Origin of the sequence: Mesorhizobium sp. M0052 (genome assembly GCF_040323255.1) — a bacterium.
In the GTDB taxonomy this organism is placed as follows: domain Bacteria; phylum Pseudomonadota; class Alphaproteobacteria; order Rhizobiales; family Rhizobiaceae; genus Mesorhizobium.
The window spans coordinates 144479-163237 of the sequence record NZ_JAMYUS010000008.1; the positions used below are offsets into that span (position 1 = coordinate 144479).

Below are 18759 nucleotides of genomic sequence, written 5' to 3' on the forward strand. Positions count from 1 at the left end.
CTGTGGGGCGAATCTATCGAGAGAGGGATAAACCGTCCATGAAACTGTTACGCGTTGCGCCGATTGCAATCCTTGCCTGCATCCTGGCGCTTACGGCCTGTGCCAACACCGTCCGTGGCGTCGGCCGGGATATCAAATCGACTGCGAAAGCCGTCGACGACACCGTCACCAAACCCTGACGCAGCCATCCGTTCCAATAGCTGGAACAAAAAAGCCGCGCTGCAAGGCGCGGCTTTCGATTGTGGGCCAGACGCCTTGCAGAACAGATCAGGCTGAAGCGCGCACGTTATGCTTGCGCTTCATGAAGTCCTTGGCGGTCTCGACCGCCACAGCCGCGTCGCGGCAATAGGCATCGGCGCCGACGGCCTTGCCGAATTCCTCGTTGAGCGGCGCGCCGCCGACCAGGACGACATAGTCGTCGCGGATGCCCTTTTCCTTCATCGTGTCGATGACGACCTTCATGTAGGGCATGGTCGTGGTCAAAAGCGCCGACATGCCGATAATGTCGGGCTGGTGCTGCTCGATGGCGTCGAGGTATTTTTCCACCGCATTGTTGATGCCGAGATCGATGACGTCGAAGCCGGCACCTTCCATCATCATGCCGACGAGGTTCTTGCCGATGTCGTGGATGTCGCCCTTGACGGTGCCGATCACCATCTTGCCCTGCTTCGGCGCGCCGGTGGCGGCCAGCAGCGGGCGCAGGATGAACATGCCGGCCTTCATGGCGTTGGCCGACAGCAGCACCTCGGGAACGAACAGGATGCCGTCGCGAAAGTCCTCGCCGACGATGCGCATGCCTTCGACCAGAGCTTCGGTCAGCACCTTGTAGGGCACCCAGCCGCGCTCGAGCAGGATGTTGGTGCCTTCCTCGATCTCTTCCTTCAGCCCGTCATAGAGATCGTCGTGCATCTGCTGCACCAACTCGTCGTCGGAAAGCTCGGAGAGGATGATCTCGTCGTCGGCCATTTTTCTCGGGCTCCTTGCCGCGCGGATGCGATCACGGCGGCTTAAAATAATCGCGTCAATACCTAACCCGGCGGGGGCAGGTATCCATAGCTGATTTGCGACTTCCCGCAAAAGGAAAGCGACCGCAAATCTATTGGAATTCTTGTCGATTTTGCGACAGGCGTTGGCGCTGGCGGGCCGTTTCGAATAGGGTGCATGGCTACGATCCGGGCGAGAAGCCGCCATACGCGGCCGCAAACGGTTTTTAGGGAAAAAACGATCATGAGTGAAAACGCGTCAGTCGACCAGGAAGCGTCCAATGCGCGACGTGGACGTGCTGCCAGCGGCGGTGCGGCTGCAAGGCGGGCGGCGCGCTCGGGCGGCGGACCGGGCACCCAGCTCACCTATATCAAGCGCAAGATCAACATCTATGAGGTCCTCAACGAGGAAGGCCTGGCGATTATCGAAAACAACACCGATACGGTGCTGGAAGAGATCGGCATCATCTTTCGCGACGACGCCGAGGCGCTGCAGCTTTGGAAAGAGGCGGGCGCCGACGTCAAGGGCGAGCGCGTGCATTTTCCCAAGGGCCTCTGCCGCTCGCTGCTGAAGACCGCGCCGCCCATCTACACCCAGCATGCGCGCAACGCCGAGCGTTCGGTGCAGATCGGCGGCAACGCCACGGTCTTCGCGCCGGTCTATGGTCCGCCCTTCGTGCGCGATCTCGACGGTGTCAGGCGCTACGCGACGATCGAGGATTTCCGGAATTTCGTGAAGCTCGCCTATATGGCGCCGTCGATCCACCATTCGGGCGGCACGGTGTGCGAGCCGGTCGATGTGCCGGTCAACAAACGCCACCTCGACATGATCTACAGCCACATCAAATATTCGGACAAACCGTTCATGGGTTCGGTGACGGCGCCGGAGCGGGCCGAAGACACCGTCGCCATGGCCAAGATCGTGTTCGGCGACGATTTCGTCGAAAACAACACCGTGCTGACCAGCCTGATCAACGCCAATTCGCCGATGGTGTTCGACGAAACCATGCTGGGCGCGCTGAAAGTCTATTCGCGCCACAACCAGGCTTGCATCGTCACGCCGTTCATCCTAGCCGGCGCGATGAGCCCGGTGACCGTTGCCGGCACGCTGACGCAGGTTCTGGCAGAGGTGCTGGCCGGCGCCTCTTTCACGCAGTTGATCCGTCCCGGCGCGCCGGTGCTGTTCGGCACCTTCGCCTCGTCGATCTCCATGCAGTCTGGTGCGCCGACCTTTGGCACGCCGGAGCCGTCGCTGGTTTCCTACGGCGCCGCACAGCTTGCACGCCGCCTCGGCCTGCCGTTCCGCACCGGCGGCTCGCTCTGCGCCTCCAAGGTTCCGGATGCGCAGGCCGCCTATGAGAGCGCCAACACGCTCAACTCGACCATTCTTGCCGGCACCAATTTCGTCCTGCATTCGGCCGGCTGGCTCGAAGGCGGACTGGCGTCCTGCTACGAAAAATTCATGATGGACATCGACCAGCTCGGCATGACGCAAAAGTTTTCCGAAGGCGTCGACCTCTCGGAAAACGGCCAGGCGATGGACGCCATCCGCCAGGTCGGCCCGGGCAGCCACTATCTCGGCTGCGACCACACCCAGGCCAATTTCCAGACCGCCTTCTACCGCTCCAGCATCGCCGACAACAATTCCTACGAGCAATGGCTGGCCGAGGGCGAGAAGACAGCGCCGCAGCGCGCCAACGAACTCGCCCGCCGCTGGCTGGAGACCTATGAGGCGCCGTATCTCGATCCGGGCATCGACGACGGGCTGAAGGACTACATCGCGACGAAGAAGGCGTCGATGGCTGACGCCTTCACCTGAAAGGAGCCCGAGTCAGGCGGGGCTAAAGTCGCCAACATCATCCACAAGGAAGTCTGGCGGAGCGCTTTCTCCGACCCGGACAAGAAGGGATGATTGCGCGGCGCCGGGCTGACGAGATAGCGGCCGCGCTTTCCGCTGACGGCCTCATCCTGCGCGGTGGCTTCAATTTCGCAACAAGCGAAACGCCGCCGCATGGCCCTTCAGTTGCCCCCGCCAAATCCGTGCTGTTGGTCGGGCAGGCGGGAGCGGCACCCTGGCCGCATTTCCTGCGCTGGCGCGACCGGCAACCGCAAACCATTGCTAATCCGCTCGACACATGGTCGCGCGAAGTGATCGGTGCGGTGGCGGAGAAATTCGGCGCGCGCGCCGTTTCGCCTTCGGACAGACCTTATCTGCCGTTCCAGCAATGGGCGATGCGAGCGGAGGGGCTGAGACCGTCGCCGCTGGGCATCCTGATGCATCCGCAGTACGGGCTCTGGCATGCCTATCGCGGCGCGTTGCTGTTCGAGGATGAGATCGCGCTTCCTGAACGTCGCGAAGCGATTCACCTTTGCGACGCCTGTGTCGCAAAACCTTGCCTGAAATCCTGTCCGGTCGATGCCTATTCCGCGGATGGTTTCGCTCATCAGGCTTGCCTGGCGCATGTGCGGGGATCGAAGGGCGAACCATGCCGCGGCGGCGGCTGCCTCGACCGCAACGCCTGTCCGTATGGCACGGCCCATCGCTATCCGCCTGAGGTTCAGGCCTTTCACATGACGGCGTTTGCCGGCCTGTAGCCGGGTCGAAAGCCCGCACAAAGTGTTGAACGGGATTGTCAGGGAACGGCTTGCCCTGACAATGCCTGCTTATATGTATCACACGACAATCAACCGGGCGCGCCATGGCGAAGCAGGACATTGAGATAAAAACCGAGGACGGCGTAGCGAAAGTGGGGCTGTTCCGTTCGGCGACCGCTTCCCCGTCCAGGGCCGGTGTCATTCTCTATATGGACGCCTTCGGTCCGCGACCGGCGCTCGACGCAATGGCGGAGCGGCTGGCAGGCGAGGGCTATGCGGTGCTGGTGCCGGATCTTTTCTATCGCAAAGCACCTTACGGGCCGTTCGAGCCCAAGACCGCTTTCGTCGTGGAGGAGACCAAGGTCGCGCTGACGGCGTTGGTCCACGGCACGACACAGGACATGACCATCCGCGACAGCAGGGCGTTCCTCGACACGCTTACCGCTGAAGGTGTCACCGGACCGGTCGGTGTCGTCGGTTACTGCATGGGCGGGGCGCGGGCTTTGAATGCGGCTGCAACCTATCCCGATCGCATCGTGGCAGCGGCGAGCTTCCATGGCGGCAATCTGGCCAGCGATGCCGCCGACAGCCCGCACCGCAAGGCCGCAATGATCAAGGCGCGCGTCTATGCCGGGACATCGGGCGTCGACCGCAGCTTTCCGCCGGAGCAGTCGGCGCGGCTGGTCGAGGCGCTGCGCGTGGCGGAGGTCGACCACGCCATCGAAAACTATGCCGGCATGGCGCATGGCTGGTGCGTGTCGGACCACAGCGTCTTCAACGCGGCCGGCGCCGAACGTCATTGGAAGCGACTGACGACGCTGTTCGCCGAGACGCTGATCTAACGAGGCGTTGCCTGAAGTCGCAACGAACGGGTAGAGACTGCACGATTGGCGCGGCCTGTTAAAACAGCGCCAGTCGAGCGGGAACGAACAGCCTGATGCAATCCTATGATGTCGTGGTGATCGGCGCCGGTGCGGCCGGAATGATGTGCGCCATCGAGGCGGGCAAGCGCGGCCGCTCGGTCCTGGTGCTCGATCACGCGACAAAGCCCGGCGAGAAGATCCGCATCTCCGGCGGCGGCCGCTGCAACTTCACCAACATCCATGCGAGCCCGAAGAATTTCATCTCGGGCAATCCGCATTTCTGCATTTCGGCGCTCAGCCGCTACACGCAGCGCGATTTCATCGGGCTCGTCGAACGCCACGGCGTCGCCTATCACGAGAAGACGCTGGGACAGCTGTTTTGCGATGGCTCGGCGCGGCTGATCATCGACATGCTGGTCTCCGAAATGCAGGATGGGGGCGTGGAACTTGCGCTGTCGACCGAGGTGAGGAACGTCAGCAAGGCCGCGGACGGTTTTGTGCTGACGCTCTCCACTCGCAGCGTCGCCTGCAATTCGCTGGTCGTGGCTTGCGGGGGCAAGTCGATCCCCAAAATGGGCGCGTCCGGTTTCGGCTACGAGCTTGCTGCGCAATTCGGCCTTGCGGTGGTGGAAACACGGCCGGCGCTGGTGCCGCTTACCTTCGACGCAAGAACGCTGGAGCGGCTGGCGCCCTTGGCCGGCAATGCCGTCGATGCCGAAGTCGCCTGCGGCAAGACGCGGTTTTCAGAAGCGATGCTGTTTACGCATCGCGGCTTGAGCGGGCCATCCATCCTGCAAATATCGTCCTACTGGCGCGAGGGCGACGAGATCCGCATCGCCATGCTGCCGGGGATGGATGTGGCGGAACTGCTTCGCGCCGCCCGGCGCGTCAACGGCAGGCAAGCGGTGCAGACGGTGCTGGCAAACCATTTGCCGAAGCGCCTTGCGCAAGCGGTCGCCGAGCGTAGCGGGATCGATGGCAATCTCGCCGATTTGACAGACCTGCAAATGAAAACCGTCGAAGCCGCCGTCAACGACTGGCGCATCAAGCCGGCCGGCTCCGAGGGCTACCGCACGGCGGAAGTGACGCTTGGCGGTGTCGATACCAACGGGCTCGATCAGAAGACGATGCAGGCGAAATCCGTGCCGGGGCTGTTTTTCATCGGCGAAGTCGTCGATGTCACGGGCTGGCTGGGCGGCTATAATTTTCAGTGGGCTTGGTCGTCCGGCTGGGCCTCGGGCCAGGTGTGCTGATATTCAGGTGAGGCCGGCCTGCAAACGACGGCTTTCTGTGCTTCCGGTGCTCGCGTACCAAAAGTACGCTCCGCTCCGGTTCTCGAAATCCATCGTTTTCGGCTCGGCCTGACCTGAATCTCAGCGCACCTGTTGCGCGTGCATCCGTCGCCTCGGAAAAAAATCTTTCCATAACCCCAAGGATTGGCCATTAGCCTTCGTCCAACAGGCAAATGATGGCGATGATGCTGGATGAAAGCGAAGCCTCCGACGCCGAATTGATCGGGCGGGCGAAGGGCGGAGACAGGGGCGCCTTCGGCAAATTGCTGGAGCGGCACTACGACTTCGTCTATCGCGCCGCCTATCGCTGGTGCGGAAAGAAGGCCGATGCCGAAGACATCGCCCAGGAGGTCTGTGTCCGTCTCGGCAAGGCGATCCGCGACTACCGCGGCGGCGGCGCGTTCACGACATGGCTCTATTCCGTGACGTTGAACGCGGCGCGCGACATGATGCGCAAGACCACGCGCGAAAACGTCAAGAGCGAGGCTTTCGGCGCCTACAGCATGATATCGGGAGAGGCCCCGGCCGAACCTGAAGATCCCACTGAGGCGCTCTGGGCAGCGGTGCGGCAATTGCCGGACAAGCAGCGCGATGCAGTACTTCTGGTCTATGGCGAAGGTTTGAGCCATGCGGCCGCCGCCGAGGCGATGGCAATCTCGGAGACGACGGTTTCCTGGCACATCCATGAAGCGAAGAAACGGCTGAAGACGTTGATTCGTTCAGCCGGGGAAGTGTGACCATGGTCGACGACAACGAACTCAACAGGCTGCGCGACGCAGCAGTACCGGCGCCGGGCGAAAGCGCGAAGGCACGCGCCTTCGAAGCCGCCATGAGCGCCTATGATCAGGAAAATATTTCTGCCGTCACCCAAGGATCGGTCGGCGGGCTTCGTCTCACAGAGCGAGCACAAAAGCTCTGGAGCGAGATCATGCAAAAGAAACTCATCGCCACGCCAGCCATTGCCGGGCTCGTCGCCCTGCCGATCGCCGGATACGCCACCTTCCACATACTGAGGGAACAGCCGTTGCCGTTCGGCGGCGACGAGAAGATCACCGAAACGCTGGCCGACAAGCCGGCGATCAACGCGCCGGTAAAAGAAAAGCAGGCGCCTGAAGGCGACAAGAAGGCCGACGCCGATGTGCGAAGCCGCGACACCACTACGCCGCTTACGCCACCCGCGCCGCCGAAGCCCGAATCGACCGTTGCTGTCGCCCCGGCGCAGCAGGATGCGCTGGGGCGCGGCGTGTTGGCCGAGCCTGCGCCAGTTGAGAGCCGCGAGTTTTCGCTTGACGGCACCGCTGCCCCGGCCGGCGGCGCGCGGGTCGACCGCATGGCCGGCGCGACCGAATCCAAGTACTTGGCACAGCCTTCGACGATGCCGGCCGACCAGATTGCGCCGCAGGAGCCAAACCGCGACCGCGTCGAGGATTTCAAGACCAATCCGGTGCATGCAGCCCTTCAGGATCCGGTCTCGACCTTCTCGATCGACGTCGACACGGCTTCCTATTCCTTCGTCCGCGGCTCGCTGAAGCAGGGCTACCTGCCGCAGGCCGATACGGTCCGCGTCGAGGAGATGGTCAATTACTTCCCCTATGACTGGAAGGGTCCGGACTCGGCTTCGACGCCGTTCAACTCGACCGTCAGCGTCATGCCGACGCCGTGGAACGGGCACACCAAGCTGATGCACGTCGCCATCAAGGGCTTCGACATCAAGCCGGTCGAGCAGCCCAAGGCCAATCTGGTGTTCCTGATCGACGTCTCGGGTTCGATGGACGAGCCTGACAAGCTGCCGCTGCTCAAGTCGGCTTTCCGGCTGCTGGTCAGCAAGCTCAAGGCGGACGACACCATCTCGATCGTCACCTATGCCGGTGACGCCGGCACCGTGCTGATGCCGACCAAGGTTACCGAGAAGGACAAGATCCTCAACGCCATCGACAATCTGTCGCCCGGCGGCTCGACGGCCGGCGAGGCGGGCATCAAGGAAGCCTACAGGCTTGCCCAGCAGTCCTTCGTCAAGGACGGCATCAACCGTGTGATGCTGGCCACGGACGGCGACTTCAATGTCGGCCAGACCGATGACGACGATCTGAAGCGGCTGATCGAGCAGGAGCGCAAGACCGGCGTGTTCCTGTCGGTATTCGGCTTCGGCCGCGGCAATCTGAACGACCAGATGATGCAGACCATCGCCCAGAACGGCAACGGCACCGCCGCCTATATCGACACGCTGGCCGAGGCCGAGAAGGTTCTGGTCGAGGATGCCTCCTCGACGCTGTTCACCATCGCCAAGGACGTCAAGATCCAGGTCGAGTTCAATCCGGACAAGGTCTCGGAGTACCGGCTGATCGGCTATGAAACCCGCGCCTTGAACCGCGAGGACTTCAACAATGACCGCGTCGATGCCGGCGATATCGGCTCCGGTCATTCGGTGACCGCCATCTACGAGATCACGCCGAAGGGCAGCGGCGGCGAGCAGATGGATCCGCTGCGCTACGGCCAGGCAACGGTCAACAATGGCGGCGTCGCCAATGCCGACGAATATGCCTTTGTGAAAATCCGCTACAAGCTGCCGAACGAAGACGTCTCGAAGCTGATCACCACGCCGGTGACCTCGGCCAACGAGGTCGCGTCCTTCGACCAGGCCAGCACCGACCAGCGTTTCTCCGTCGCTGTCGCCGCCTTCGGCCAGAAGCTGCGCGACGAGGATGCGACCGCGAAGTTCGGCTACGACAAGATCATGGAGATTGCCACCGCCGCCCGAGGAGCCGACCCGTTTGGGTACAGGTCCGAGTTCCTTTCGCTTGTGCGCCTTGCCTCGGCGCTGGGCGGTAACCGGTAGTGGCAATAACGCCGGTTCCTTTCAGACGGGGGTCGTTCTGATACGGGGAACCGGCTACGGGCGGGTGAGGCAGGCCGGCGGGGGAAACCCTGCCGGCCTTTTTTCGGATCGATTGATCCGAAGCGCACAGATGATCCGCCTGATAGTTAAATTGCGCGGCTTTTCCGGAACGTCATCGCAATGCCCTGCTATTATTGCACGGGGTCGGGACTGGGCTTGGGGAGCCGGGAATTGCAGATCATGAACATTGGAAACACGACTCCGGCGGTGAGACACACGCAGGCGTCGGGAACGCTGTCGCCAGAATCCAGGCGCATCATGGATGACGTCGACGCAGCCCGGAATACCGCAAAGTCGGCGCTGACCAATGACCGCTTTCGCGTCATGCTGGAGCAGATCGGCAATCCGCAGTCGTCGGGTGACCTGGTGACGATGAGCGGCAACGCCAACGGCACCGCCCCGGATTTCAAGACGGCGCTATCGCGTTACGCTGAAAACAGCGAATAAGTTCGATATCAGGCGCGGCTGCGGCGGCGTTCGCGGCGGGCTTCGCTGGTCTCGGCGGTGTTTTCCGTTGCCACCTTGTTGCGCATCGGACCGATGCGCTCGACGATCCCCGCGACGGTCGGGCGTTCGGATTTGGTGTGCGCGTCGAGCGCCTTGCGCATGGCGGCAAGGTGCTGGAACGAGGTGCCGCAGCAGCCGCCGATGATCTTCGCGCCGCCATCCACCGCCAGCCGGACATAGTCGGCCATCAGCTCCGGCGTGCCGGAATAATGGATCTCGGTGCCACGAAATTCGGGAATGCCGCAATTGCCCTTGACGATCACCGTCGCTTCCGGCTTCGCCTCGGTCATGTCGAGCAGCGAGGCCAGGATGTCGGAGGCGCCGACACCGCAATTGGCGCCGACACCGAGCGGTGTCTCTGAAAGTCCGTCGACGACGCCGTGGATATCCCTGGGCAGCAGGCCCATCATGGTGCGGCCGGCAGTGTCGAACGAACCGGTATAGGTGTAGGGCAGGCCGACGCGGATGGCGGCCTCCGCCGCGGCGCGGATTTCGTCCGGCGCAGACATGGTCTCGATCCAGGCGACTTCGGCGCCGCCTTCCTTGAGACCCTCGATCTGCTCGGCAAAAGCCTCGACTGCTTCGTCATAGGTCATGGCGCCGAGCGGCACCAGCAACTCGCCGGTCGGACCGACCGAGCCGGCGACGATGACTTTCCTGTCGGCCTTGTCGGCGACCGCGCGGGCAATCTCGGCGGCGCGCTTGTTCAGCGCATGCACGCGGTCCTGCGCATGATGCAGCTTCAGCCGGTGGCGGGTGCCGCCGAACGAGTTGGTGAGGATGATATCGGCGCCGGCGTCGACGAAATTCTGGTGCAGGCTGGTGATGGTGTCGGGCGCTGCCTCGTTCAGCAACTCCGGCGCTTCGCCGGCCTCCAGACCCATGGCGAACAGATTGGTGCCGGTGGCGCCATCGGCGAGCAGCACGCCCTTTTCGGCCAGCAGAGCATCGATGGGATTGTTCGCGGTCATCGGATCGACTTTCAGTATTTGAATGGAATAAGGATATAAAGAAGTCTTTATGTCCAGTCAATGTGTTTGCGACCGGCAATTGCCGGGCGGCGCACCTTTCCGGGGCGTTGGGGATCAGGCAGAACCCGATGGAAATGACGCGCCGGCCAGATTGCGCGCGTAGGCGGCGGCCTCATGCGGGTTGATGTCGGCGGCGCGGATCAGATTGTCGAAATGCTGGGTCAGCGCTTGGACCGGCTGGGTGGCGTTCAGCACGACATACATGTCGCCGACATATATGGCGGCGCGATAAGGGCCGAAGATGGTCAGCGGGATGGAATAGCGCATGCGGCCGTCATAGAGGAACAGGCGGAAGGTGGGGTAGAGATCGTCAAGCAGCGTCGCCATATGGGCAAGCTGCTGCCGGCGGTCAGCCTCGGGAAAGCGGTCCCAGACGCCCAGGCCGCGGGCGAAAATCTCCAGCGTGTGGCGCGGCATGCAGACCTCCATGTCGGTCTCAGGGCGCCGGTTGTACTCGATGCGGTACTGCGTCTCGCTCGCCTGAGCGAGGCGGCTGCGGTTGGTGATGTTGGCTTCGTAGTCGACCAGCTGGCGTGTGCGCAGGAGGTCGGGAATGCCGGCCGGCACATAGCGGATCTTGGTGCCTGCGGCCTCGGCGAACCATTTGGCGAGCAGCGTGCGGTCGAAGCCGTCGGGCGCCTCTTCGATCTCCAGGCTTTCGCGGATTTCGCCGGTGACGCCTTCGTCCTGGGAGAGGCCGAGGAGCCAGTCCAGCGAGATCTTGAATTCGGCGGCGATGTTGAGCAGCGTTTCGGCGCGCGGCAGGCGCGTCGAGGCGCCGGACATCAGTTGCGACAGCGCCGACCGATCGATGCCGACTGCTGACGCGAAGGCCGACTGGTTGAGGTCGGACCGTGTCAGGAGCAGCTTCAGACGCTCCCGAAAGATTGCCGACAGGTCCCGTTTGTCCACTGTTCGTTCTCCGCGCTCACTTAGGAAAAATTTGCGCCATAGCCGTCGAATCAGCACTCCAGGCGTAAATGAATCCCTAGGGTTGTTTACAATGTGTAACATCTGCGGTCAAAAATGCGCAAATGCAACATTTTGTACACTTTGTCTCGTTGAGTGGAATCGCTTCTCCTGACACTATGTTGTCAGGAACCAATTGGGGTTTCGGCGGCTGAGGGACAGTGGTCGATAGCATGACAGGCAAGAGCATCAAGCGACGCAACGCAGCAGCCATCGAGTGGCCGACCGTGGTTCTCGCTTTCTTCTGTTACGGAATGTGGCTCGCTGCCGGGCTCCTGCTCTGGCCCTCTTATCCGATCCTGGCACTTCTTCTCCTCGGCTTCATCCTGGCCTTGCAGTCGTCGATCATGCACGAAGTGCTGCATGGCCATCCGACGCGCAGCGCGCTCATCAACGAAGCCTTCGTCTTCCTGCCGATCGGCCTGGTCTGGCCGTTCCGTCGCTTCAAGACGCTTCATTTGCGCCACCACGCCGACGAGCGCCTGACCGATCCGCTCGACGATCCCGAGAGCTATTACCAGGCGCTGTGGATGCATGACGATCTGCCGCCGACGATGAAATTCCTGCTCAAGATAAACAACACCATGGCCGGCCGTTTCTTCCTCGGCCCTTGGCTGTCCTGCATCGGTTTCTTCGTCGACGACGCCAGGCATGTGATTGCCGGCGACAAGGTGATCGGCAAGGCATGGCTGCTGCATGCGATCGGCCTCGCCATCGTAGTGCCGATCGTGCAGTTCGGCTTCGGCATTCCCGTATGGCTCTACATTCTGGTGCCGGTCTGGCTCGGCCAGTCGCTGATCGCGGTCCGGACTTTCGCCGAACATCAGTGGTGCGAGCACCCTGAAGGACGCACGGTGATCATCGAGCGCTCGCCGCTGTCGTTCCTGTTCCTCAACAACAATCTGCACTTCGTTCACCACAAGACCCCGACCGTTGCCTGGTACAGGCTTCCAAAACTGTTTGCCGACCGCCGCGACGAGTGGCTGCGGATGAACAATGGCTACGCCTATCCGAACTATTTCGCACTGATCAAGGCCTACGCATTCAAGGCCAAGGAGCCGATCGTGCACCCGGTGCTGCGCCGCCAGCCCGAGCCGGGCAGGGCGTTCAAGCCGCGCATCAGGGCGCGCAGCATCAGCGGGCTTGGCAGCGCGCCGGTTCCGGCCGAGCCGCCGAAGGAATAATCCCCGGACATCCCGGTGTCGGCCAATTCTGATTGAACGCCGCGTTTTTGCGATCCTTTCCCGAGCCATGATGATTGAGTGTCGGCATGAGTGAATTGATTGCGGCATTGCCGATGTACGACTGGCCCGAAGTGCGCGGCGAGGTCGACGCGCAATGGGCAGCGTTGCGCGAGGCTTTTCGGCACAAGGGCATCGATGCGCCGCAGACAATCGTGCGCCGCAGTGGCGACCTGCCGCCGGTGCCGGGCGGTATCCGGGACGCCGAGGGCAAGCTAATCGCGCCCGATCCGGCGACACTGCCGCCGAACGAACTCGACCATCACCAGCTTTGGCTGCATCCGGCGCTGCTGTTCGCGCAGACCTGCTGGGGGCCGATGGAACTCGGCCTGAACAAGCATGTGCAGGTGGTCGGCCAGCCGAGCTACGACGCTTACGAAGGCGGCCAGGGCGAACTCTATTCCAGCGCGCTGGTGATGCGCACAGGCGAGGGATCGGAAGTTCGCTCGCCCGCGGATGGCAAAGCCTTGCTGCCGCTCGATCTGATGCGTGGCAAGCGTTTTACCTACAACAGCCTCGATTCGATGTCGGGCATCATCGCGCTGACGCGCGATCTGCAGGCCGCCGGCGAAAGCCTGGATATCTTTTCCTCGCGCAGCGAAAGCGGTGGCCATCGCGGCTCGATCGTCGCGGTCGCCGAGGGCAAGGCGGATATAGCTGCCATCGACTGTGAGAGCTGGGCGCTGGCGCAGCGTTTCGAACCTGCGGCAAACGCCGTGAAGGTCGTCGGCTGGACGGCAAGGCGCAAAGGCCTGCCCTACATCACCGCCAGGACGACGCCGGAAAGGACGCTCAAGGCTCTGCGCGAGGCGCTTGCCGGATCAGCCGAGCAGCCTCGCATCCAGCTTGTAGGTTGAAAGCTGCTCGTTACCGGTCTCGGTGATCAGGATCTGTTCCTCGATCTTGACGCCCTCATGGCCGCCGAGACGGCCGATATAGCTTTCCACGCACAGGACCATTCCCGGCTCCAGCACGCCGTCGGGCGTGTCCGGCGTCCAGTCGCTTGCATGCGGCAGGGTTGGATACTCGTCGGCGAGGCCGACGCCGTGATAGAGCACGCCGTAGCGCGCCGGGAAGCAATCTCCCGGCGGCACCACCGAGCGTTCGACCAGGTCGCGGAAGGATATGCCGGGCTGCATCAATTGCGTGTTGTGGGCGATCTGGTCGGCGGCGATGTGGAAGAGGTCCCGTTGCTCGTTCGATGGTCTCGCATCGCCGCAAAGCCAGGTGCGTGAGAGATCGGCGCAGAAGCCGTAGGGGCCGATCAGGTCGGTGTCGAAGGCGACGAGGTCGCCTGCTTCGATCACCCGCGATGAGCATTCCTGGAACCACGGATTGGTGCGCGGTCCCGAGGCAAGCAGCCGGGTTTCGATCCATTCGCCGCCGCGCGCAATGTTGCCGCGGTGGAGTTCGGCCCACAATTCGTTTTCGGAAATGCCCGGCGTTAGCGCCTTCTCCATTTCACCCATCGCCGCTTCGCAAGCGACGATTGCGCGGCGCATGGCGAGGATCTCGTCCGGCGATTTGATCAGCCGCGCATTTTCCATCACCGCTTCGCCATTGCCGATCGAAATGCCGAGGCGGGCGAGTTCCTCGACGCCTTCCGGGTTGATGTGGTCGACCGCAATGCGGCTGTTGCCGCCGCCATGCTCCTTGACCAGATCGGCGATGCCGGCCGCCCATCGGCGGACTTTGTGCTCGGTCAGCTCGCCGCCATAGAGATACATCCACGACACTGCCGGCCGCACCTCGTCGACGACGCCGGAATGATCGGACAGATGCTCGCAAGAGAAATAGTCGAACAGCACCACGGGTCCCTCAGTGGCGACGAAGCAGTGGCGGGTCGGATTGTGCGCGACCCACAGCTGCATGTTGGTCGAATCGGTGGCGTAGCGGATGTTGACGGGGTCGTAGAGCAGCGCGCCGGCGTAGTTTCGGCGCCTCAGTTCGGCGCGGAGGCGCTCGAGCCGGTATTTGCGCATCGCGGCAAGATCGGGCGCGGCGATGCCTGCCGCTTGCCATTCGGCTTCAGCCAGCGCGCCATAGCCCAGCACATGCTGGTTCAGCGACGCCGCCTTCTGGCGCGATGTTTCGCGCAAGGCTTCGACCGAGCCGGGCTCGAACGGCATGATCTTGCGATGACGACCGAACCCTTGTTTCTCCACCCGACGCCTCCCTGCCGACTTACTGTGGCGCTGCGCCCGCGGCCGCTTTCTTCAGCCGCGTGACCGTCAGCGTGCGGGTGGGCGGCTCGCTGTCGAACAGCATCGGAACGACCAACTGCTGCGGCGAGCCGTCAGCGACATAGCCGGCCTCGCTCAAGGCCCGCAGGATGCCCTCGGGAGGTTCCTTGTCATTGGCCATCACGAGCACCGCCGGCTCGATCAGCAAATGGCCGAAGTCCGGCATCTCGTCGTCGAGCACGACCAGATCGGGATCGACAAGACGCAGATTTCCCACCCAGTGCCAGCTCGATATCGCCGTGCGAACCGGACCGTTTGCCGTCAGCTGGCCATAGAGCGACTGGTAGTCGACACGCACGATGCTGCCGCGGCTGTCGCCGCCATTGAGGTGCGTGTACCAGGTCACCGGCAGCACGAGGATGGCAAGCGTTGCGCCGACAAAGACGACGACGTCCTGCACCTTCCTTCCCTTGTCGCCTCTGGCATCCATCCGCAAGGCCAGCGCGACCGGCAGCAACACAAGGATGGGAAGCATCCAGCGATCGCGAAATTGCGTCGTCCCGCTCGCCAGGACGAGCACGATGGTCATCGCCAGGGCAAAAGCGATGGTGCGCCACACCAGTTTCTCGGTCCATGGCGCCGGTTGCAGCGCGGGCGCCGGCTTTTTCCATGCGATGAGCAAAGCCGCGACGAATATGCCGGCCGGCAACACGGCGAAATACAGGATAGCCTTGCCCAGTCCGCGCATTCCGTAGAATGCGGTTTGTATGGCGCTTTCTCCTCTGCCCATGCCGAAGCCGCCGCTGTGCGACAGCAACTGGTCGGTGTAGGTCAGGTTCCAGTAGAGCGTCGGCAGGCAAAGCAGCACCGCCACGACAAGGCTGATCGAAAACCGGCGGTTGAGCATGACGCCGCGCGTTTCGCGCAGCGACAGGGTGGACAGCATCAGCGCGCCGAGAAAGATCGCGTTGTTGTATTTCGACAGGATGGCGGCGGCCATCGCCACGCCAAACAGCACATAGGTGGCCAGCGAACGCCGCTGCACCAGTTCAACGAGCGCAAGAAACAGCACCACTGAAAAACAGAAAGCGGCGATCGAGTGGGTGAGGGCGTGCTGCATCTCCCACACCATCTGCGGAAACAAAAGCAGGCCGAACATAGCGGCGGCGCCGGCTCGGCTCGAATAGCCGAGACGGCGGACAGCGGCGAAAACCGATGCCAGCGCTAGTCCGATCAGGACGTACTTAACGATCTTGAGCGCGAGGATATTCGTTCCGACCACGGAGGCGACCAGGCGGGCAAGCCATGTGTAAAGCGGTGGCTGCGACCCGCCATAGCCGGCCCAGAAATAGCGCATGTACATCAGCTGTTCGGAATCGTCGACGCCGACGCCGGTTCCGACGATATGGGACGACAGCGTCATCACCACGATCTGGACCAGGCAGTAGGGCGCGAGACAGAAGAGGGCGGCGTTGAAGGGACCGACCTTGCCGTTGCAGAGCCAGTCCGTCCATTTCTCTAGATAGCGCAAGGGAATCGTCTTCTCATCGGGGGAAAATGCCTGCGGCCAACTTCCGAAGGCCCCTTACACGATCTCACGCTCCCTGTCGCCTTTTCAGGTCCGCATCTTCTCGCCGCTGGGGTCGAAGGGCGCCTCGACATTGATACGCGCCGGACGCCGGTGGCCGAGGATCTCGATCTCGAACAGTCCGGCACTTTCGTCCTCGGCGAGTGCCGCCGGCACATAGCCCTGCGCCATCGACTTCTGCACATAGTGCGCATAACCGCCCGAGGTGACCCAGCCGACCACGCGCCAGTCGCCGTCGACGATGCCGCGCACGGCGGAAGCGCCTTCGGCAGCCTTTGAGCCACGCACTTCCTTGCCTGCCGTATCGAAGCGTGGCGCGCCATAGCCATGCGGCTTTTCCACCGTGCCATAGTCCTTGCCGACCTTGGCCCAGATCGGCTCGTCGCCCATGACATCGGCGTCGGCCGCATCGACGATAAAGGAAACGCGGCGCAGTTTCGGCCCTTCCGCCTGTTCCTTGGCGGCGGCCTCGCGGCCGATGAAGTCGTTCTTCTCCAGCTTGATGAAGCGGTCCATCGCGCCTTCGAACGGCCCGTAGATCGGGCGCAGCTCGCGGTACCAGGTCGGGAAGTTCTTCTCCAGGCGCATGGAGAGCAAAGCGCGCATGCCGAAATCGACGAGGCCGAACTCCTCGCCGGCGTCCTTGATCGCCTTGTAGACCAGGCGCTCATAGGCCGGCGCCATCCAGATTTCATAGCCGAGATCGCCGGTATAGGTGATGCGGTTGACCATGCAGGGCGCGCCGCCGACCGCCATTTCGCGGAAATCCATGAAGCGAAACGCCTTGGTCGAGATGTCGACATCGACCAGCTTCTGCAAGAGGTCGCGCGATTTCGGCCCGGCGATCGACAGGCCGACGAGCGTCTGATCGAAGCGGTGGATGCGCACCGAACCATCCTTCGGCAGGTGCTTCTCGAACCAGCGCATGTGGTATTTCTGCGCGGCGGACGAGCCCCAGATCATAAATCTGTCGTCGCCTGCCTTGGCGATGGTGAAGTCGCCGATCAGCTTGCCGAACTCGTTGATCATCGGCGTCAGCACGATGCGGCCGATCTTCGGCATGCGGTTGGTCATCAGCCGGTTGAGGAAATCCTCAGCCGCAGGTCCCGACACTTCGTATTTGGCGAAGTTGGCGATTTCGGTGACGCCGACGCGTTCGCGCGTGGCGCGCACTTCCTCGCCGATAGGACCGAAATCGTTTGAGCGGTGGAAGGAGACGACGTCCTTCGGCTCCTTGCCCTTCGGCGCGAACCACAGCGGGGTCTCCAGGCCCCAGCTATCGCCCATGACGGCGTTGTTGGCGAGCATCGTGTCATAGAGCGGCGTCGTCTGCGCCGGACGCGCAGCCGGCAGCTCTTCATTGGGGAAGCGGATGGAGAAGCGGCGCGAATAGTTTTCGCGCACCTTTGCGTTGGTGTAGCGCAGGCCGGCCCACTCGCCGAAGCGGGCGACATCCATGCCCCAGACGTCGAAGCCGGGATCGCCATGCACCATCCAGTTGGACAGCGCGAGGCCGACGCCGCCGCCCTGGCTGAAGCCGGCCATGACGGCGCAGGCGCACCAGAAATTGGTCAGACCCTGCACCGGCCCGACCAGCGGATTTCCGTCGAGCGCGAAGGTGAAGGGGCCGTTGATGATCTGCTTGATGCCGGCTTTCTCGATGCCGGGGAAATGCTTGAAGCCGATCTCCAGCGACGGCGCGATGCGGTCGAGGTCGGGCGGCAGCAGTTCATGGCCGAAATCCCACGGCGTGTTGACCGGCGACCATGGCTTGCAGGCCTTTTCATAGGTGCCGAGCAGGATGCCGTTGCGCTCTTGTCGGGTGTAGATCTCGCCCTTGAAGTCGAGCACGCCGATCATCTCGCGGCCGGTCGATTTGTTGAACTCTTCGACCTCGGGCATCGGCTCGGTGAGCAGGTACATGTGCTCCATGGCCAGCACCGGCAGTTCGACGCCGACCATGCGGCCGATCTCGCGCGCCCACAGGCCGCCGCAGTTGACGACATGCTCGGCGTGGACGGTGCCCTGTTCGGTGACGACGTTCCAGGTGCCGTCAACTTCCTGCGTCAGTTCGACGACGCGGTTGCGCAGCACGATCTCGGCGCCCAGCTTCTTGGCCGCCTTGGAGTAGGCGATCGTCGTGCCGGAGGGATCGAGATGGCCTTCGACCGGATCCCACATGGCGCCGACGAAATTGGTCTCGTCCATCAGCGGGAACATCGCCTTGGCTTCGGAGGGCGTGATCAGCTCGGTGTCCATGCCGAGATAGCGGCCCTTGGCGTGGGCCAGGCGCAGAAAATCCATGCGCTCGGGCGTATCGGCCATCATCACGCCGCCGGTCAGATGCAGCGAGCAGGACTGGCCGGAGATTTCCTCGATCTCCTTGTAGAGCTGCACCGTATAGGCCTGCAGCTTGGCGACGTTGGGATCGCCGTTCAGCGTGTGGAAGCCGCCGGCTGCGTGCCAGGACGAGCCGGAGGTGAGCTCGGAACGCTCGATCAGCATGATGTCGGTCCAGCCGGCCTTGGCCAGGTGATAGAGCACCGAGCAGCCAACGACGCCGCCGCCAATGACAACCGCTTTTACATGAGATTTCATGAGAGATAGGTCC

General features: G+C 62.8%; 16 protein-coding genes. 10 read left to right on the top strand and 6 right to left on the bottom strand.

Annotation, left to right across the window (positions count from 1 at the left end; genetic code table 11):
- The first annotated feature begins 38 nt into the window (after positions 1-38).
- Positions 39-179, top strand: a complete 141-nt coding sequence (locus tag NKJ77_RS13105; protein ID WP_023688117.1) for an entericidin A/B family lipoprotein — start codon at positions 39-41, stop codon at positions 177-179.
- Between the two features lie 88 nt (positions 180-267).
- On the opposite strand, the gene NKJ77_RS13110 is transcribed toward NKJ77_RS13105, so the two are convergent.
- Positions 268-966 (bottom strand): cobalamin B12-binding domain-containing protein, encoded by a 699-nt coding sequence (locus NKJ77_RS13110; RefSeq protein WP_023688118.1) that lies wholly within the window; start codon positions 964-966, stop codon positions 268-270.
- 261 nt (positions 967-1227) lie between these two features.
- Here NKJ77_RS13110 and NKJ77_RS13115 point away from each other — a divergent pair, with 261 nt between their 5' ends.
- The 7 genes from NKJ77_RS13115 to NKJ77_RS13145 all read left to right on the top strand — a co-directional run bounded on the left by NKJ77_RS13115 (position 1228) and on the right by NKJ77_RS13145 (position 9076).
- Positions 1228-2802, top strand: a complete 1575-nt coding sequence (locus NKJ77_RS13115; protein ID WP_023670403.1) for a trimethylamine methyltransferase family protein — start codon at positions 1228-1230, stop codon at positions 2800-2802.
- A gap of 89 nt (positions 2803-2891) precedes the next feature.
- Positions 2892-3578 carry a hypothetical protein gene (locus NKJ77_RS13120; protein WP_023830542.1) on the top strand — a complete coding sequence of 229 codons (687 nt, stop codon included), beginning with the start codon at positions 2892-2894 and terminating at the stop codon, positions 3576-3578.
- A 104-nt stretch (positions 3579-3682) separates the two neighbouring features.
- Entirely contained in the window at positions 3683-4420 is a 738-nt protein-coding gene (locus NKJ77_RS13125) for a dienelactone hydrolase family protein (RefSeq protein ID WP_023830543.1), read from the top strand.
- Between the two features lie 95 nt (positions 4421-4515).
- Positions 4516-5694 carry a BaiN/RdsA family NAD(P)/FAD-dependent oxidoreductase gene (locus tag NKJ77_RS13130; protein WP_023830544.1) on the top strand — a complete coding sequence of 393 codons (1179 nt, stop codon included), beginning with the start codon at positions 4516-4518 and terminating at the stop codon, positions 5692-5694.
- Between the two features lie 215 nt (positions 5695-5909).
- Complete coding sequence (locus NKJ77_RS13135) at positions 5910-6470, top strand: RNA polymerase sigma factor (RefSeq protein WP_023830545.1); 561 nt, start codon at positions 5910-5912, stop codon at positions 6468-6470.
- Positions 6471-6472: 2 nt separating this feature from the next.
- Complete coding sequence (locus tag NKJ77_RS13140; RefSeq protein WP_023830546.1) at positions 6473-8569, top strand: vWA domain-containing protein; 2097 nt, start codon at positions 6473-6475, stop codon at positions 8567-8569.
- 240 nt (positions 8570-8809) lie between these two features.
- Entirely contained in the window at positions 8810-9076 is a 267-nt protein-coding gene (locus tag NKJ77_RS13145) for a hypothetical protein (protein ID WP_031194729.1), read from the top strand.
- 8 nt (positions 9077-9084) lie between these two features.
- Here the strand turns inward: NKJ77_RS13145 and bmt are convergent, their stop codons facing one another.
- Both bmt and NKJ77_RS13155 read right to left on the bottom strand, forming a co-directional pair.
- Positions 9085-10107: a betaine--homocysteine S-methyltransferase gene (gene bmt / locus NKJ77_RS13150; protein ID WP_023830548.1), complete on the bottom strand. Its 1023-nt coding sequence runs from the start codon at positions 10105-10107 to the stop codon at positions 9085-9087.
- 114 nt (positions 10108-10221) lie between these two features.
- Positions 10222-11079, bottom strand: coding sequence for a helix-turn-helix domain-containing protein (locus NKJ77_RS13155; RefSeq protein ID WP_023681768.1), 858 nt, complete (start codon positions 11077-11079; stop codon positions 10222-10224).
- Positions 11080-11309: 230 nt separating this feature from the next.
- Here NKJ77_RS13155 and NKJ77_RS13160 point away from each other — a divergent pair, with 230 nt between their 5' ends.
- Together NKJ77_RS13160 and NKJ77_RS13165 are read left to right on the top strand one after the other, a co-directional pair.
- The gene (locus NKJ77_RS13160) at positions 11310-12320 is read left to right on the top strand and encodes a fatty acid desaturase (protein ID WP_027050294.1); all 1011 of its coding nucleotides are present in this window, start codon (positions 11310-11312) and stop codon (positions 12318-12320) included.
- An 86-nt stretch (positions 12321-12406) separates the two neighbouring features.
- Positions 12407-13234: a phosphate/phosphite/phosphonate ABC transporter substrate-binding protein gene (locus NKJ77_RS13165; RefSeq protein WP_023830549.1), complete on the top strand. Its 828-nt coding sequence runs from the start codon at positions 12407-12409 to the stop codon at positions 13232-13234.
- Here the strand turns inward: NKJ77_RS13165 and NKJ77_RS13170 are convergent.
- The 3 genes from NKJ77_RS13170 to NKJ77_RS13180 form a co-directional block, all read right to left on the bottom strand.
- A complete protein-coding gene (locus NKJ77_RS13170; protein ID WP_023830550.1) occupies positions 13199-14506 on the bottom strand; it encodes a M24 family metallopeptidase in 1308 nt (435 codons plus the stop codon). The two genes, NKJ77_RS13165 and NKJ77_RS13170, sit on opposite strands and share 36 nt — an antisense overlap.
- 55 nt (positions 14507-14561) lie before the next feature.
- Complete coding sequence (locus NKJ77_RS13175; protein WP_023830551.1) at positions 14562-16091, bottom strand: ArnT family glycosyltransferase; 1530 nt, start codon at positions 16089-16091, stop codon at positions 14562-14564.
- 84 nt (positions 16092-16175) lie between these two features.
- Positions 16176-18746: a GcvT family protein gene (locus NKJ77_RS13180; RefSeq protein ID WP_023830552.1), complete on the bottom strand. Its 2571-nt coding sequence runs from the start codon at positions 18744-18746 to the stop codon at positions 16176-16178.
- Positions 18747-18759 lie beyond the last annotated feature (13 nt).

What these genes read in the sequence shown, in the direction of transcription:
- NKJ77_RS13135 (WP_023830545.1), top strand. Translation starts at nt 5,910, where the DNA reads ATGGCGATGATGCTGGATGAAAGCGAAGCCTCCGACGCCGAATTGATC.
- NKJ77_RS13110 (WP_023688118.1), bottom strand. Translation starts at nt 966, where the DNA reads ATGGCCGACGACGAGATCATCCTCTCCGAGCTTTCCGACGACGAGTTG.
- NKJ77_RS13145 (WP_031194729.1), top strand. Translation starts at nt 8,810, where the DNA reads ATGAACATTGGAAACACGACTCCGGCGGTGAGACACACGCAGGCGTCG.
- NKJ77_RS13180 (WP_023830552.1), bottom strand. Translation starts at nt 18,746, where the DNA reads ATGAAATCTCATGTAAAAGCGGTTGTCATTGGCGGCGGCGTCGTTGGC.
- bmt (WP_023830548.1), bottom strand. Translation starts at nt 10,107, where the DNA reads ATGACCGCGAACAATCCCATCGATGCTCTGCTGGCCGAAAAGGGCGTG.
- NKJ77_RS13140 (WP_023830546.1), top strand. Translation starts at nt 6,473, where the DNA reads ATGGTCGACGACAACGAACTCAACAGGCTGCGCGACGCAGCAGTACCG.
- NKJ77_RS13130 (WP_023830544.1), top strand. Translation starts at nt 4,516, where the DNA reads ATGCAATCCTATGATGTCGTGGTGATCGGCGCCGGTGCGGCCGGAATG.
- NKJ77_RS13120 (WP_023830542.1), top strand. Translation starts at nt 2,892, where the DNA reads ATGATTGCGCGGCGCCGGGCTGACGAGATAGCGGCCGCGCTTTCCGCT.
- NKJ77_RS13165 (WP_023830549.1), top strand. Translation starts at nt 12,407, where the DNA reads ATGAGTGAATTGATTGCGGCATTGCCGATGTACGACTGGCCCGAAGTG.
- NKJ77_RS13160 (WP_027050294.1), top strand. Translation starts at nt 11,310, where the DNA reads ATGACAGGCAAGAGCATCAAGCGACGCAACGCAGCAGCCATCGAGTGG.
- NKJ77_RS13105 (WP_023688117.1), top strand. Translation starts at nt 39, where the DNA reads ATGAAACTGTTACGCGTTGCGCCGATTGCAATCCTTGCCTGCATCCTG.
- NKJ77_RS13115 (WP_023670403.1), top strand. Translation starts at nt 1,228, where the DNA reads ATGAGTGAAAACGCGTCAGTCGACCAGGAAGCGTCCAATGCGCGACGT.
- NKJ77_RS13125 (WP_023830543.1), top strand. Translation starts at nt 3,683, where the DNA reads ATGGCGAAGCAGGACATTGAGATAAAAACCGAGGACGGCGTAGCGAAA.
- NKJ77_RS13170 (WP_023830550.1), bottom strand. Translation starts at nt 14,506, where the DNA reads ATGCCGTTCGAGCCCGGCTCGGTCGAAGCCTTGCGCGAAACATCGCGC.